The 16956-nt window shown below is 42.5% G+C and carries 9 protein-coding genes and 1 pseudogene; 5 read left to right on the top strand and 5 right to left on the bottom strand.

Translation table 11 applies throughout. The features are described from left to right. The first annotated feature begins 211 nt into the window (after positions 1 to 211). From LCL96_RS21060 to LCL96_RS21050, 3 genes are all read left to right on the top strand, one after another. Positions 212 to 4180, top strand: a complete 3969-nt coding sequence (locus LCL96_RS21060; RefSeq protein WP_224944982.1) for a cell wall-binding repeat-containing protein — start codon at positions 212 to 214, stop codon at positions 4178 to 4180. A 291-nt stretch (positions 4181 to 4471) separates the two neighbouring features. Beyond that, positions 4472 to 6937, top strand: coding sequence for a cell wall-binding repeat-containing protein (locus LCL96_RS21055; RefSeq protein WP_224944980.1), 2466 nt, complete (start codon positions 4472 to 4474; stop codon positions 6935 to 6937). Between the two features lie 105 nt (positions 6938 to 7042). Continuing rightward, positions 7043 to 7390: a DUF3997 domain-containing protein gene (locus LCL96_RS21050; protein WP_224944979.1), complete on the top strand. Its 348-nt coding sequence runs from the start codon at positions 7043 to 7045 to the stop codon at positions 7388 to 7390. 71 nt (positions 7391 to 7461) lie between these two features. On the opposite strand, the gene LCL96_RS21045 is transcribed toward LCL96_RS21050, so the two are convergent. Together LCL96_RS21045 and LCL96_RS21040 are read right to left on the bottom strand one after the other, a co-directional pair. Then, entirely contained in the window at positions 7462 to 8430 is a 969-nt protein-coding gene (locus LCL96_RS21045) for a rhodanese-related sulfurtransferase (RefSeq protein ID WP_224944977.1), read from the bottom strand. A 449-nt stretch (positions 8431 to 8879) separates the two neighbouring features. After that, positions 8880 to 10040 (bottom strand): annotated as a pseudogene (locus tag LCL96_RS21040) (IS256 family transposase). A 229-nt stretch (positions 10041 to 10269) separates the two neighbouring features. Between LCL96_RS21040 and LCL96_RS21035 the strand changes: the two are divergent. After that, complete coding sequence (locus LCL96_RS21035) at positions 10270 to 12276, top strand: penicillin-binding transpeptidase domain-containing protein (protein WP_224944975.1); 2007 nt, start codon at positions 10270 to 10272, stop codon at positions 12274 to 12276. 134 nt (positions 12277 to 12410) lie between these two features. Beyond that, complete coding sequence (locus LCL96_RS21030) at positions 12411 to 13481, top strand: SDR family oxidoreductase (protein WP_224944972.1); 1071 nt, start codon at positions 12411 to 12413, stop codon at positions 13479 to 13481. A gap of 43 nt (positions 13482 to 13524) precedes the next feature. Here the strand turns inward: LCL96_RS21030 and LCL96_RS21025 are convergent, their stop codons facing one another. The 3 genes from LCL96_RS21025 to LCL96_RS21015 are packed head-to-tail and all read right to left on the bottom strand — an operon-like array spanning position 13525 to position 16920. Continuing rightward, positions 13525 to 14316 (bottom strand): SDR family oxidoreductase, encoded by a 792-nt coding sequence (locus tag LCL96_RS21025; protein WP_224944970.1) that lies wholly within the window; start codon positions 14314 to 14316, stop codon positions 13525 to 13527. A 15-nt stretch (positions 14317 to 14331) separates the two neighbouring features. Further along, a complete protein-coding gene (locus tag LCL96_RS21020) occupies positions 14332 to 16494 on the bottom strand; it encodes a TRAP transporter permease (RefSeq protein WP_224944968.1) in 2163 nt (720 codons plus the stop codon). Between the two features lie 15 nt (positions 16495 to 16509). Next, the gene (locus LCL96_RS21015; protein ID WP_224944967.1) at positions 16510 to 16920 is read right to left on the bottom strand and encodes a DUF1850 domain-containing protein; all 411 of its coding nucleotides are present in this window, start codon (positions 16918 to 16920) and stop codon (positions 16510 to 16512) included. Positions 16921 to 16956: the final 36 nt, after the last annotated feature.

Here is a 16956-nt window from a genome sequence, read left to right as displayed (position 1 = left end):
AAAATACTTTGCCCATTGGTGGATCACATAAGTGGCTCCCCAATGGGCTTTTTTCATTTTCCCTCGTCCTAATCTACTTATTATAAATGAAAGCGTTCACAAAAAATGCGCTAATTTACCCTATTTTTACACTATTATGACAAATCCTGTTGTATACTGGTAGATGGTGGCGAATTTACTACTTTATTAATCTATGAACAGGGGGAAGAATATGAACGGAAAAACAATGAAGCGTCAGTTGTTAAGTGTAACAGTTGCTTCCAGTATGGCTTTAAGCTTGTTTGCGCCTCCTCTATCTCAGCATGTATCCGCTGCAGGTGAGGCATTTCAGGACTTGATCATTTCTGAATATATTGAAGGAACCAGTTATAATAAAGCACTTGAACTTTATAATGGCACTGGTGAAACAATTGATTTATCTAAGTACTCCTTAGAATTACATTTTAATGGTGCAGTAGAAGCAGGGGCTACTTTAGATTTAACGGGGTCCTTGAGTCCAGGAGAAGTGTTTGTTATTTCCAATACCCAAGCGGCCCAAGAGATTCTTGCACAGGCAGATATACAAGACAATGCTGTTATCAGCTTCAACGGTAATGACCCAATTACATTAAAGAAAAACGGAACGATCATTGATTCAATAGGGCAAGTAGGACAAGATGTGAATTTCGCCAAGGATGTCACAATTGTCCGTAAAGATTCAATAATGACAGGTGATGCTGACGTCACAGATGCTTTTGATCCGACCGCACAATGGACAAATCTTGGCAAGGATATCTTCACAAACCTTGGCTCACATCTTTCAGATGCTCCAACTCCAGACCCTGCTCCAATTGAACTCTCCACCATTGCAGACGCACGTACAGCGTCGAAAGGAACGGTAGTCAAAGTCCAGGGTGTTGCAACAGCAGCGTTTGAAGCAGGTGGACAAACGAATCTATTCATCCAGGATGGTACAGCCGGCGTTATTATCCGGGCAAGTGGACTCACTGCCGAGCCGGGTGATGAAGTAATCGCTGAAGGTAAACTGGGAGATTACTATGGAATGCAGCAAATTGAAGCAACTGCTTCAAATGTTGAAATTACAGAAGAAGACAAGGGAGTTCCTTCACCAGCCTCTCTAATCTCTACAGATCTCTCAGCTGAAAATGGTGAAGAGCATGAAGGAATGTTTGTGGAATTTACTGATGTAACAGTTGAATCTGTAGACGAAAAAGGTAATTTCACTGCAAAAGATAATAAAGGTGAATTTGTCATTAAACCAAGTGATCCATCAACTCTTGAAATTGGCAAAACCTACGAAATTTTACGCGGGGTAGTAGATTATAATTTCAATGAATACAAGTTAGTGCCTCGAAATTCTTTAGATATCATTGAAAAAGCATTCTCTGTGGCGGCTAGTACTGGTTCGGGTTCTGTTGTTGAAGGGACGAAGATTACACTTCAAACGGCAACTGAGGGTGGATCTATTCACTATACAACAGATGGAACTGATCCTACATCCGACAGTACAGAATATATTGCACCTCTAGAGCTTACTTCAGATGTGACCATTAAAGCAGTGGTGATAAAAGACGGAAAGACAAGTGAGGTATCTACCTACACTTACAAGATCCTTAAATCTGCAGACGGTTTAAGCATTCACGATATCCAAGGAGACGCCCATACATCTCCTTACGAAAACATGACCGTTTCAAACGTAGAAGGAATTGTGACAGCGAAAGCCGGTTCCAATGCATTTTATATGCAGGAAGAGACGCCGGATGATGATGTGGCGACTTCTGAAGGAATCTACGTTTATGCAAAAGGAAATTCTGTCAAAGCAGGAGACAAAGTAAATGTGAATGGACAAGTAAAAGAGTGGAGAGAAGGTGGATATGATGATGCGAAAGATCTTCTTACGACTCAAATTACCGCTTCTTCCGTTACAGTAGATTCTTCAGACAATACTGTCCCTGCAGCTATTATAATGGGAGAGGATCGTGTTCCTCCTACTGAAGTAGTGGAAGATGATGAAATGAAGACTTTCGATCCGGAAACAGATGGACTGGACTTTTATGAAAGTCTTGAAGGAATGCTGATTGAAATTCCAGATGCGACCATCACGGGTCCTGTAAAGTATGATGAATTGCCTGTAGTCGTCAATACAAGCGACGACCAGCTTCGTACAAGATCAGGAGGCGTGTTGATTTCACCTGAAGATTATAATCCAGAGCGTATGATGATTGACGTTGATGGAATGAATATCAATGCGAAAACAGGTGATATGCTTGATGGTTCTGTTATTGGGAACGTGAGCTACGACTATAGTAACTTTAAAATCCGCCCAACAGGAGCTTTCCCTGAGGTTGTTGATGGTGGGACTGTTCGCGAAGTTACGTCAATAAATCCAGTAAAAGAAGACTTAACCATTGCTTCTTATAATATTGAGAACTTCCACGCTGGCATTGATCAAAGTAAAGTAGACAAGATTGCCGAATCAATCGTCAAGAATTTGAAAACTCCTGACATTATCGGGCTTGTCGAAGTCCAGGATAATAACGGTCCTGAAGACGATGGGACGACCGATGCAAGTTCTTCCTATGAAACAATCATCAAAGCAATAGAAGAAGCTGGTGGACCGACTTACAAGTTTACTGACATTGCACCTTCTGATAATACAGACGGTGGCCAACCTGGTGGAAATATTCGTGTCGGATTCATTTACAACCCTGAACGCGTGCAAATGACAGATAAAGAGGCAGGAGATGCCGTAACAGCTGTTAGTGTCGATGAAAATGGACTTACTCAGAATCCTGGACGTGTTGAACCGATGAACGAGGCATTCGATGATTCCCGTAAGCCACTCGCTGCCGAATTCATGTTCAATGATGAGAAAGTCATCGTTGTGGCGAACCACTTTAACTCTAAGGGGGGCGATGGGGCTTTATTTGGTGCGGAACATCCAGTTGTCCTTGGTAGTGAAGTACAGCGTATTAAACAGGCAGAGATCATCAATCATTTTGTGAAAGATGTAAACGCGAAAGTTGAAGATGCCAATGTTGTCGTTCTGGGTGATCTGAACGACTTTGAATTCTCCAATCCGCTTAAGACGCTTAAAGGTGACGTTTTAACAGATATGATGGAAAAGCTTCCTGCTGAGCAGCGCTATTCTTATATTTATCAAGGAAACTCTCAAGTCCTTGATCACATTTTAGTCACTAACAATTTATCTAATCGTACTGACATAGACAGTGTCAATATTAATTCTGATTTCAGCGAGGAAGATGGACGCGCGAGTGACCACGATCCGGTTTTAGCCAAGATTCAGTTCAAAAATACAGTGGAACGTATTTCAGGTGACGATCGTTACGAGACAGCCATTGAAGTATCTAAAAAGGGCTGGGAATCTGCTGACACAGTTGTGATTGCAAGAGGAGATAAGTTCCCGGATGCACTTGCAGGAGCTCCACTTGCTTACAAACATGACGCCCCGATTTTATTAACGCAGCAAAACAGTTTGAATTCTGAAGTACAAGCGGAAATCAAGCGCTTGGGTGCAAAGAAAGCGATCATCCTTGGAGGAGAAGCAGCAGTATCCAAATATGTTCAGTATCAACTAAAAGGTTTAGGATTGAAGACCGATCGTATTTCTGGAGATGATCGATTCGAAACGGCGGCAAATATTGCGGCTAAATTGGATGGAAATCCTGAAAAAGCGATTGTAGCAAATGCTTACCAATTTGCAGATGCCCTTTCTGTTGCATCCTATGCAGCTCAAAATGGGTATCCTATCATCCTATCTGCTCAAGACAAACTTTCTGATGCTTCTCAAAAGGTCTTGAAGGACATTGATGAAAAAATCGTCGTTGGTGGAAAAAATGCGATCAGCACAGATATTTTTGAAAGCTTTGAAGAGGCGACACGTTATAGTGGAGTGGATCGTTATGCAACATCAGCTGAAATTGCGAAGCATTTAACTCCGCAAACAAACAATGCGATCGTCGCAACAGGAGCCAATTTTGCTGACGCGTTAGCAGGATCAGTTCTTGCAGCCAAAGAAGGAGCGGAAATCCTACTTGTCAAGAAGGATGAAGTTCCTGAAGATATCATGGAAGCAATTAAAATGGATACGATTCTTAACTTCCATGTTGTCGGTGGAAAGAATGCAGTTAGTGAAGATGTTTTAAATAAGCTTAAGTAATAGTAAGGAATACATCTGTCCATTTTATTGAATAAATAAGAGGAAATCCGGTCTATTCTTTTGACAGATCTGGAAGGTTTACTCGTCCAGCATCCTTTCAGGAGAAGCATTCAGACTTTTCCTCTTGTTTCATTCACAACCTTATAGAAATAAAGTTTATGTAAAAAGGACTATTAATTTTTTGTTTTTTGGTAAATTTCTAACAATAACCTACTAATCTACTATATAATGGGCTTTGAGATAGAAATATCCGACAAAAATCTACATTTGTAAAAGGAAGGGATTAATCAAATGGAAATTAAAAAACCACTTTATGGTGTCCTATCAACAGCAGCATTGGCTGCCGGACTTTATGCTGTTACCCCTGCAACATCTGTTGACGCAGCCGGAGGCGATTTTGACCTGACAATCATGCACACCAATGATACCCATGCTCATCTTGATAATGTCGCTCGTCGTATTTCTGCGATCAAGGATATTAGAGCAGGCCGTGACAATTCACTTCTACTAGATTCAGGAGATGTTTTTTCCGGAACTTTATTTTATAACCAGTACAAAGGACTTGCCGATGTCAAGTTTATGAATATGGTTGGTTATGATGCCATGAACATCGGAAATCATGAATTTGACGATGGCCCTAGTGCATTGGCTAAATTCATTAAAGAAGCGAACTTTCCAATCGTCAGCTCCAATATTGATTTCAGCAAAGATGCCAATTTAAATCCTCTTGTAAAAGGCAGTATCGGGATGCCTGGGGATGGGGGCAATATTTATCCTGCATCTATTATGGAAGTGGATGGTGAGAAAATTGGAATCTTTGGATTAACTACCGAAGAAACTGCTTTCCTATCCAGCCCTGGAAAAGACATCATGTTTGAAGACCATAAGAAAAAAGCGGAAGAAACGGTAAAAATGTTAACGGACGCAGGAGTAAACAAAATCGTTGCTCTTACTCATCTTGGTTACAATTATGATCTGAAGCTGGGAACTGCTGTTAAAGGAATCGATGTCATCGTTGGCGGGCATAGCCATACAGAAGTCGATAATGGGACGGTGTTAAATGAAGATGCAGAACCTACCATTGTTGTTCAAGCTGAAGAATACAGCAACTTCCTTGGTGACCTTCAAGTAACATTTGATTCAGACGGAGTATTAACTGACTGGGATGAAACTCTGATCGATCTTAACGAAAAAGATGGAAATGGTGACTACGTTATTTCTGAAGACCCTGAAGCAAAAGCTCTACTTGATGAGCTATCAGCTCCATTGGAGGAGATGAAGACGACGGTTGTTGGGTCATCAGATGTATTCTTGAATGGTGAACGTGGAAGTGTCCGTACTCAGGAAACAAACTTAGGAAACATGATCGCTGACTCTATGCTTGAAAAAGCAAAGGCAAATGGAAAAGCAACGATTGCTATTCAGAATGGTGGTGGGATCCGTGCTTCTATTAATCAGGGACCTATTACACTTGGTGAAGTACTGACTACCATGCCGTTTGGGAATACGCTTGTTACCCTTGATTTATCAGGTAGAGAAATCATCTCATCACTAGAACATGGGGTGAGTGATGTTGAAAACGGAGCTGGTCGCTTCCCTCATGTGGCAGGTATGAAATTCTCATATGATGCAAGCTTAGAAGCAGGTAAACGTGTTCTTAATGTGCAAGTGAAAACAGAAAATGGATATGAAAATATCGATGAAGACGCTATGTATACTGTAGCAACTAATAATTATGTTGCTGGAGGCGGAGATGGGTTTGAAGCCTTCGGTAAAGCCAAAGAAGATGGGCGAATGAAAGAATTATACTTCGTTGATTATGAAGTATTCTTAGAGTATCTTGAAAATCATAAGAACGTAATGCCAAAGATGGAATCCCGTGTGGTTGAGTCTGGTATGGATCGTATAATGGGTGAAGATCGCTATAAGACAGCCGTTGAGATTTCAAAAAAAGGTTGGGACTCGGCTGATACAGTTGTAATTGCTCGTGGAGATTCTTTCCCTGATGCATTAGCAGGAGCTCCCCTTGCATACAAGCATAACGCGCCAATCTTATTGACAGATAAAAGCTCATTAACAGGGGTCGTAAAAGAAGAGATCAAGCGTCTTGGCGCGAAGAATGTTATTATTCTTGGCGGCTCTGAAGCTGTTAGTAATTATGTAATGTATCAACTAGAAGGTATGGGGCTTGATGTGGAACGTATTGGTGGGGATGATCGTTGGGAAACTGCGGCTAATATCGCTGCAAGCCTAGGTGGATCTCCTGAACAAGCAGTAGTTGCGAACGGTAAGAACTTCCCAGATGCTCTTGCAGTAGCTTCTTATGCAGCTCGTAATGGGTACCCAATCCTGTTAACGGATTCAAATGAACTTCCAATGGCTACTAAAAACGCACTAACTGGTATTGAAAATACTATCGTACCAGGTGGTGAAGCTGCAGTTAACACGAAGGTATTTAATATGTTACCAGACGCAACTCGTTATTCAGGGATGGACCGATATGGTACATCAGCAGCCATTGCTACTGATCTAAATCCTTCTTATCGTGTTTATGTAGCGAACGGTAAAAACTTCCCGGACGCACTTGCTGGAGCGGTACTAGCTGCCAAGAATAATGCCTCAATGGTATTAGTACAGCCTGACATGCTCCCTGCAGAAACTGCAAAAGCATTACAAGCCATTCATGCTAATGAATTTAACATTCTCGGTGGTGAAAATGCTGTCAGTGAAGAAGTAGTTGGAAAAATGAAAAAGTAAAAAAGGTAAAAGCTATCGATTCTATTCGATAGCTTTTTCTTGCCCTGAATATATTTTAAAATCGTTCAAAACTGTCAACCCTAATCACAAAAGGAGTGATTAGGATTGCATGTAGTTCTAGCCGGTATCTATTGGGATGGCTTTCAAGTATTTAGGGCTAGTGTGCAGATTACCTATAACCCTAATGGTGACTCCAGTCATATAATTACTCTTGGAAAAATAACAGAAGTAAATTATAACCAGGAGTACATAGAAGCTAAACAACTAGAACTTAAAGATGATATCAACACCGTTTCTACTGTTAAAGTCCCAGATGAGACTGACGTGAAATATTGGGTCATCGATAAGAGTTCTCTTATAACATGGGGACCTCTAAAGCATGATAGATATCAACAGAAAATGGATGAATTGGGCATTCATTTGAATCTACTTCCGATAGGGGAACTAAAATAGATGGTCCTTAATGTAATAAGAAAAGAGCATTCAATGAAAGCTGAATGCTCTTTTTTATAGAAGTTTGCATATTAGTTAATCGTCGCGGTTTCCTTCTCACGCTCAATCACTGCCAAACGCTCTGCCACTTCTTCCTCTGTTAAACCATGCTCCACAATGTAGCGGTTCTCAGGGCTCTTACGGCACTCATCCGAGCAGCTTCTCATATATTTATGCTCATTTTCTTCTGAGCAAAGAATTTTACGGTTACAAGGCGGGTGGGCGCAGTTTACATAGCGCTCACAAGGTTCACCTGTGTAGTAGTCTTTCCCTACGACAACGTGTTCGGTCTGATTGACAGGAACACCGATACGCTCGTCAAATACATAAAGCTGACCGTCCCACAGTTGACCTTTTACTTCAGGATCTTTACCGTAAGTTGCGATACCTCCGTGCAGTTGTGCAACATTCTCAAAGCCTTCTTTCACTAACCAGCCTGAGAATTTTTCACAGCGGATACCACCAGTACAATACGTGATGATCTTCTTGCCTTCTAATTTATCTTTGTTATCACGGACCCAGTTCGGAAGATCGCGGAAGTTCTTGATATCCGGCTTCACAGCTCCTCTGAAGTGACCCAATTCATACTCATAGTCATTACGAGCATCCAGAAGAATTGTATCTTCCTGCTGGATTTGTTCAAAGAAATCCTTTGGCTCAAGGTATTCACCAGTGAGTTCGTTAGGATTTACGTCATCTTCAAGACGAAGAGTCACAAGCTCTGGACGGTGCTTTACTTTCAATTTCTTGAACGCATGCTCGTCAGCTTCGTCGATCTTGAACACAGTGTCCTTGAAATGAGGATCCTGTCTCATCGCTTCCATATACGCATCCGTCTGCTCAATCGTTCCGGAACAAGTCCCGTTGATTCCTTCAGATGAAATCAGGATACGTCCCATCAAGCCAAGGTCCGAACACAATTGTTTGTGCTGGGCAGTGACTTCCTCTGGATTCTCAATGTCTACATAGTTGTAATACAGTAGTACTCGATAATCTTTCATGTTTATTTCCACCTATCGATATATATTTGCAAGATATAATCTTAGGATTCTGTTCCTTATTACTCTTACGATGTACTATTATAACAAATTTTTTTGAAATTGCATCATGTGTTGGGGAGAAAATCTGGGGATTGTGAGGAAAAGGTGGTGGATATTGGGTTTTGTGGGGGATGGTTGTGGCGGTAGTTGCGGGATATAAGCCGTATTCAGGATTTATCTGCCGAAAATCCAATATATAGGCCATTCGCTAAGACTCGAGACAAAAGTCAAGTCCTTAATATTGTGTAAATTCCTTACTTGTCTTTTTCAACTATTAATCGGCTGTAGCTATTCAATTCAACATTTTTTTGCGAAACTTCCCTGAAGTTATTCCTTCATATCCAGGACAGCCTGTCCTGGATGTGAAACCATTTGAATGGGAAGTTTCATTCAAAAATGCTTAGGGCTTTTTAAAAGGATTTCCTTTTTGAATAATTGGTTTGTTGATAATGAAACAACACTGCCCCGATTAATCGAAAGGCTGACTGGGTGTTCGGAAAGATCCGTATGACCTTTTCTCTTCTTCGAACCTCTTGGTTCAATCGTTCCAAACAGTTAGTACTGCGAATATGTGGGCGAATTTCATCAAAGTGGTCCATGTACTGAATGGTATCTTCAAAGCCTTCATCAAAGATGGCCAGCGCTTTTTCATATTTGGTATCCTCGCTATACTGACTCATCAGCTCTTCTTTAAAGTTCCTCATATCTTCAATTTTGACAGCTTCAAACACCCTCTTTATCATGGTTCTAATTTCTTTAGAATCTTTCTTTGGGAGGTGTTGGATGATGTTTCGTTTAAAATGTACATTACACCTCTGCCAACTGGTCCCGATAAACTCACGTAGGACCGCCTTTTGAAGGCCCTTATGGGCATCTGAAATCACAAGCTTAGGAGATTGTTGACCGCGGGATTTAAGCTGTTGAAAGAACCTACTCCAACTCTCGTAGCTCTCGGCATGATCGACCATTAAGCCTTAAATCTCACGATTATTTTTTTCTGATAAAGCTGTCGCAATGTAGACGGCTTTTGAAACGACACGATGGTGTTCGCGGACTTTTACATACATGGCATCTACAAATATATATGGAAAATAAGTTCCGTTCAAAGGTCGCTTTGCCCAATCATTAATGATAGGATCTAACTTTTGAGTCAGGGAAGAAACGAATGATTTAGAAACTGTTTCTCCACAAAGCTGTTCCACAATATGAATAACCTTACGAGTCGAAACACCATTGATTACCATTTCAATCATAGAAAGGACAAACGCTTGATCACACCGTGAGTATTTTTCAAATACGGAAGGAGAAAAATCTCCATTACGGGTTCGTGGCATCTTCAATTTGACTTTTCCAACACTCATTGTAAAGTCTCTTTCATAGTAGCCATTACGATAATCTAAACGATCAGTAGATCGTTCGTAAGAGGCTGCTTTAAGGTATTGGTCTCTCTCCCTTTCCATGTATTCATTTAAAACAAGAACGATCGCAGATCTTACAACGGTTTCGATATTAGAGTTAATCACTGCTTCTTTTAAAGAATCCAAATCTAGGGTAAACTGTAATTGAGTCATTTTATTCCTCTTCTCATTGTTTATCGTGGTTGAAAACAGTGTTGACAAGAAGGAATAAAATGACTCTTTCTTTTTACACAATTATATGGACTTAATCCTCGACAAAATTCGCCTGTGTTGAAGAAGGACATACTTCGATCAGGTAAAGAATATAAATTCATTAAATTTGTAAATATGGATAGTATTTGAAACAATGAATATACCAAATAATAAGGAGCTGTCATTACATATGGTCAAAAAAGTCATGCTGCTTTGTCTCTTTGTCGCTCTCAGTCTAATGGTCGCCGGTTGTCAGGAGAAACCTCAGCCTGATGACCGCCTGCAGAAATACGTTGATCTTTGGAACAAAGAGAAATTTGATGAGATGTTTAAGGACTACATAACCTCCTCAACCAAAGATACCTACAAAAAAGAAGATTTCGTCACGAGATATAAAGACATCTATAAAGATCTGGAAGTAAAGGATGTGAAAATATCCTTCAAAAAGCCGGATCAAGATGTGGACTGGGATAAAGAAACGAAAGCGAAATTCCCCATGACCATTTCGTTTAAAACTCTGGCCGGTGAAGTGTCGTATAAAAAAGATGTCACGTTGACCAAAGAAAAGAAGGATGACGATGAAAACTGGTTCGTGAATTGGGATCCTTCGTATATCCTGCCTGAAATGGAAAAGGGCGATAAGGTCGGTGTTGAGAGTATTTCGGCCAAGCGTGGGGAAATCCTGGACCGGAATCAGAAGCCTCTTGCGGTCAACGGCGAAGCATTTGAGCTTGGGATTGTGCCGAAAGAGTTTAATGAAAATGACATGAGTAAGCTGTCATCCTTACTCGATTTATCACCAGAACAAATAAAGAGTAAGTTGGATGCAAGCTGGGTGAAGCCTGACTATTTTGTTCCTATTAAAAAAATCGCCTTGAAAGAGCGTCCACTCGCACTAGAAGTAATCGAATTGGACGGTCTCTACTCCAAAAGGGTGCCGGCAAGGGAATATCCATATGGAGAAGCCACCGCTCATCTCACCGGTTATATCGGAAAGCTGACGGCAGAGAAATTGGAAAAACTGAAAGACAAAGGGTATACCGCTCAGTCCTTGATGGGCTTGAGCGGTGCAGAGGAAGTATATGAAGATCAGCTGCGAGGCGAGGACGGACAGCGGATTTATCTAAAGAAACAGGATTCAGAAGAAGCTGCCACCGTCGTCGAGCAACCTGTTCAGGATGGGAAGAACATTACGTTGACCATCGATGCCGAGATGCAAAAGAAAATATACGCTCAGATGAAGGATGAGGCAGGGACCGCAGTAGCTCTCAATCCTCAAACGGGAGAGGCGTTGGCTCTTGTGAGCACACCGGCTTATGATCCGAATGAATTCGTATTAGGGATGTCTTCTGAGGCATATAAAAAATTGGCCGACGATCCGAAGAAGCCGCTACGGAACCGATTCCCCCTTGCCTATTCACCAGGATCGACCATGAAGGGCATTACAGCATCCGTCGGACTAAAATCCGGCAAGCTGGACCCTGACAAAATCTATGACATCAAAGGGAAGACGTGGAAAAAGGATGAATCGTGGGGGAATTACAAAGTCGTCCGAGTCTTTGATAATGATAGTAAGGTGGATTTAGAAAGCGCCCTTAAATTCTCGGATAACATCTATTTCGCCCGTGTCGGATTAGAGATGGGTGCCGACACCTTTATTGCCGGTTTGAAGGATTTCGGCTTTGGCGAAGAGATCCCCATGTCTTATCCGATCTACAAATCACAAGTCTCGAACGACGGCAGTATCTCCAAAGAAGTTCAGTTGGCTGATTCTGCCTTCGGTCAGGGTGAGGTGCTGATGAGCATCGTTCATCTGGCAAGTGCTTACGGCAGCATCATCCATGATGGGACTATGATGGAACCGCGACTTCTGAAGGACGAAGAGCAGAAGGTGTGGAAGAAAGATTTGCTATCGAAAGAACAAGCAGATATGATGAAGACGAATTTGCGAAAAGTCGTCACAGAAGGAATTGCCGGTAAGGCAAGCGTAGAGGGGAAAGCCATCGCCGGTAAGACCGGGACAGCAGAAATCAAGTCAGAGCAGGGAACAACCGGAACGGAAAATGGACTGTTCGTTTCGTATGACCAGAATGACCCGTCCATGGTTCTGGCCATGCTCCTTGAAGATGTGCAAGACGCAGGCGGTAGTACCCATACAGTCCAGGTGGCAAAGAAGTTTTATGATAGCTGGAAATAATGGAAGAGAGGGGCGGATGCCCCTCTCTTTTTGTCACTATGTTCCATGACGCTTTTCCCGACGATTCCGCTTTCAATCTGTGATATGATAGACAGAATGACCGACGTGGTTGAAATTCAACAGGGGTGATCAATGTGAATATATTTTTAACGGGATCGACAGGTTTTCTTGGAGGAAAGCTGATTAAGAACCTTTTACAAAATAAACGGAACGAAGTGTATATATTAGTAAGGAATGTTGGGAAGGCCGAAAGGTTAAGAGATTCGTTTCCAGAAAAAGATCAGAGGAGAATTCATATTTTTCAAGGGGATATCACTGTTCCAAATGCCGGACTGAGCACGGATGATCAGGAATGGTTGACAGGTAAGATCGATGCCGTTTATCATCTGGCAGCCCTTGTGAAATTTGATCAAGATCTGCGTAATGAACTCTTTTCCGCCAATTATCATGGAACGAAGCATATACTGGAACTTGCAGCACGTCTTCAAGTGAAGAAATTCTATTATGTGAGTACGGCTTACACGGTTGGGAAGTTATCGGAAGGTGTGGAGGAGCTTTATCCTCAAGACGGAAGGTTTAACAATCCATACGAAGAGAGTAAAGTGAAATCCGAGCATCTTGTGTTTTCATACCGCGATAAAATGGACGTATCCATCTTCCGTCCGGCCATCATTGTGGGAGATTCGAAAACCGGTGAAGCCGATTCGCAGTTTACCCTGTATGGTTTTATGCGTGCTCTCGCCGTTTTCAAGCGTAAGACTGCGAGACGAAACGGGGAAGAGCGGACGTACAGACTGGTAGCCGCCAAGAACGGTACATCCAATCTCGTACCGGTGGACTATGTGGCAGATCTTTTAAGCCTGGCTCCTGACAAAGCACAGCCGGACAAAATCTATCATATCACCAATCCGAATCCACCTGAAAACATTGATCTGCTCAACATGTTGAAAGATGCCCTTCAATTTCAAAACTTATCTGTGGTTGAGAATACAGGTGAGTATGAATTGGATGAAGAAGAGGTAAAGCTTAACAGCTTGATTGACGTGTTCAAGGTATACCTGGCTGGTGCGTTAACATTTGATGACCGAAATACCCAAGAGCTGATCGAAGGGACGGATGTATCTCATCTAGAGATGTCGGAAGAGACGATCGAGATGATCATTCGTGCCGGATATGGAGAGAATAGTGGGAAACTAAATGTATAATTGAAGAAAACCCAAAAGGACATTAACCTTTTGGGTTTTCTAGTTATAATGCGGTCACCATTCCACCGTCCACCACAAGGGATTGCCCCGTTAAATAGGTGTTGGCGTTAGAGACTAAGAAAGCGATCACTTTGGCAAACTCCTCGGGCTCACCATAGCGTCCTATAGGAATCGCTTTTTCGCTCATACTCTTTAACTCGTCCACGGATATATTTCGCTTTTCAGCGTTTAGCTGATCGAGCTCTGCGACCCGATCTGTTGCGATTCTTCCAGGACCGACCGTGTTGATGAGGATCTGATCTTGTGCGAGTTCCCTTGATAAGCTCTTAGACAATCCAACCATTCCTGTTCTAAAGGTGTTGGATAGAATCAGGCCGTCGATGGATTGCTTCGTGGATGAAGAAGCGATATTCACGATTCGTCCACCATTCTTCTTTTTCATATGAGGGATTACCTCTCTGATCGTTCGGATATAACTGAGCAGGTTCAATTCAAAGGCATATTGCCAGTCGTCATCATCGAATTCCTGGAATCCTCCCGCTGGTGGACCGCCGGTGTTATTGACGAGAATGTCAACACCACCCAGTTTCGTAACCGCTGTTTCAACGAGTGATCGGATATCTTCAGGTCTCGTCATGTCACTTGTTTTGTAATGAATGTGCTGGTTGTCAGTCAGTTTTATGATTTCACTTGCTGTATTTTGAAGCTCTTCTTCATTTCTGCTTGAAATAAGCACGCGTGCACCTTCTTTGGCCAGCTCCAGTGCCGTTGCTTTTCCTAAGCCTTTACTTGATGCGGTCACAATCACTGCTTTATCTTTTAAACCAAAATTCATTTATATCCACCTCATTTAATGAGTTATATTAATCTCTTTATTTATCGTTTTACCCTTTCCCTGGTAGTTCCAAAACAGTACGAAGACAAACACGGTGAACCCGATGATATCTGTGATCCAGCCAGGGTAAATCAAGAGAAAAGCTGCAATCGTGCTGATGAGACGCAGGCTGACAGGGAATTTCTTCTTGAAATAGCCCTCAATGGATACAGATAAAAGAAATACGCCGATGACAGAGGTGATAGTGAGAGTGATGATGCTCGTAACCGTGGCATCTACCATCAACATCTCATGGGAAAACACGAACATAAACGGAACAATGAATCCAGCTATGGCAAGCCTCATCGCCTGGAATCCCGTCTTCGTCGGATCACCGCCGCTGATTCCTGCTCCGGCAAAGGCTGCCAATGCGACAGGCGGAGTGATATTGGCAAAGATTCCAAAGTAGAACACAAACATATGAGCGACAAACACAGCTGTTTCCGTCGATCCTGCCAGTTCACGGAACAGTGGCAGTTGTAATAGAATCGGAGCAGCCATGGTACTTGTGATGATATAGGTTGGAATACTTGGTAGTCCCATTCCCAACACGATGGACGTCACCATCGTCAGAAGTAACGTAATCACCAACTGAAGTAGCGGACTGTCGATCATTTCACCAATGCCGACAATGCTGTTCGCTAATTCAAGGGCCACTCCCGTCAGAGAAGCGACACCTACCACAATCCCCACGGCACCACAGGCAACAGCAACAGGGATTGTCGTTTTCGTCCCTTCTTCCAACGCCTGTACACAATCCTTCAAGCCGATTTCTTCTGCTTCGAGATTCTTCGTCTTTCTAAACAGGTTAATGACCAATGGGATCACAATGACCAACAGCAGTTCCCACCAGCTGCTTTTCAGTGGGGGAATCCCGTGACCGGAAATAATCCCGTTCACTTGTGGTTGAAAAACAAAGAATAATCCCAGCAGAGTGGATAAAGTCAGGACCTGCTTTGATCCTGAAATGATCACCGTAGCTAAAATAGACCAAAAGGCGGCGTAGAATGGTGTTTTTCCCGAGAATAATAAGTAAAGAAGAATCACCATCGGAATGATCAGGTGTCCACGCTCTGCGAGCACAGCTTTTACGGAAGGAAGTTCTGATTTCGGTACTCCGTGTAATCCGCGCTTGGAAGCTCTAAAGTGCACCTGAAGCAGAATGCCGATGTAAAATAGCAGGGCAGGGATGATTCCTGCCAAGATCACCTTGGTATAAGGGATATTAAGATTCTCAGCCATAATGAAGGCCGCTGCTCCCATGATTGGAGGAAGGATTTGCCCACCAACACTTGCTGCCGATTCGACTGCGCCTGCAAACTCTTTCTTATATCCGATTTTTTTCATCAATGGGATGGTGAAGGCACCGGTCGTCACGACATTGGCAACGGCCGATCCATTAATGGAACCAAGGAATCCACTGGCAATGACCGCCACTTTGGCGGGACCGCCCTTTGTATGACCTGCAACAGCCAGAGCTAAATCATTAAATAATTTTCCCATTCCGGAGCGGCTAAGGAATGCTCCAAACAAGATGAATAGAATGATGTAGCTTGCGGATACGCCAATCGCTGTACCAAGAATTCCTTCTGTAATGTAGACCAGCTGAGAAATCATTTTCTTCGTTACAGTTAGTGTGATCTGTGAATTCAATTCCGGATAAATGGACAGCTTTACATAGAATCCATAGATCAAGAACCCCAAGGCAAGAAGGGTCAGCCCCCAACCAGTCACACGTCTGGTTAATTCGAGAAGAAGGATGATGACGAGAATCCCAACATAGAAATCCATATCGTTGATTTGTCCGCCTGTCCGGATGATCCGTTCTGCACTGGATAACATATAAATGCCAACAAATAACGATAATCCGCTGAAAATATAATCATAGAAAGGAACAGAATGACCTTTCTTTTTACTCACCATAGGGTAGAGGATAAAGCCGATCGCCATCAGTCCATATAAGTGAATGCTTCGCTGCTTTACATCAACCAATGCTCCAGCGTAAGACGTATATAAATGAAAGAGGGCAATCCCGGCTGCAAGTACCAACAGGAAGAGACCGATCATCTTAGGATACTTACTCCTCGTATTCCCCTCCCGGTCCAACTCTTCCACCGATGTATTCTTCTGATTTTTCATTATGAGTCACCTCGCTTAATCTTTAACCATCATAGATAACACTTTATACAGAGGGACGGACCTTGCCGATAATTGGTAGTTCACTTGAGGATCAAGGGCGATGGTCCGTCCGTTCAATAGGATGCGATGATTTGTTTCCTTACCTGTTTGAAAGCGTAAGGTGCTTCCGATCACTTGATGGATGCCCATCATATAGACCCAGCCATCTTTTATATATGTATCATCTCCTACGTGATCAGGGACGCCAGCTCCGAACGTTTTGAACCGGGTTGAAGTCAATAGAATGGTTTGATCCTGAATATGAAAGAATTCTTCCCAATCTTCTTTTTCAACAGAATGGGTCCAGCGTATGGAAACGTCTTTCTCTTCTAAAAACGGCTGAACGATTTTTATTTTATTTTCATAGGATAAAATCAATGTATTCATTGGGACAAAGGCGGAAAGAGAGAGAAGGAGAAGAAT

This window comes from Rossellomorea aquimaris (genome assembly GCF_020172085.1).
GTDB classification, from domain to species: domain Bacteria; phylum Bacillota; class Bacilli; order Bacillales; family Bacillaceae_B; genus Rossellomorea; species Rossellomorea aquimaris_E.
The sequence above is the reverse complement of the archived record's forward strand: the minus strand, read 5'-3'. Positions and strand labels throughout refer to the sequence as shown.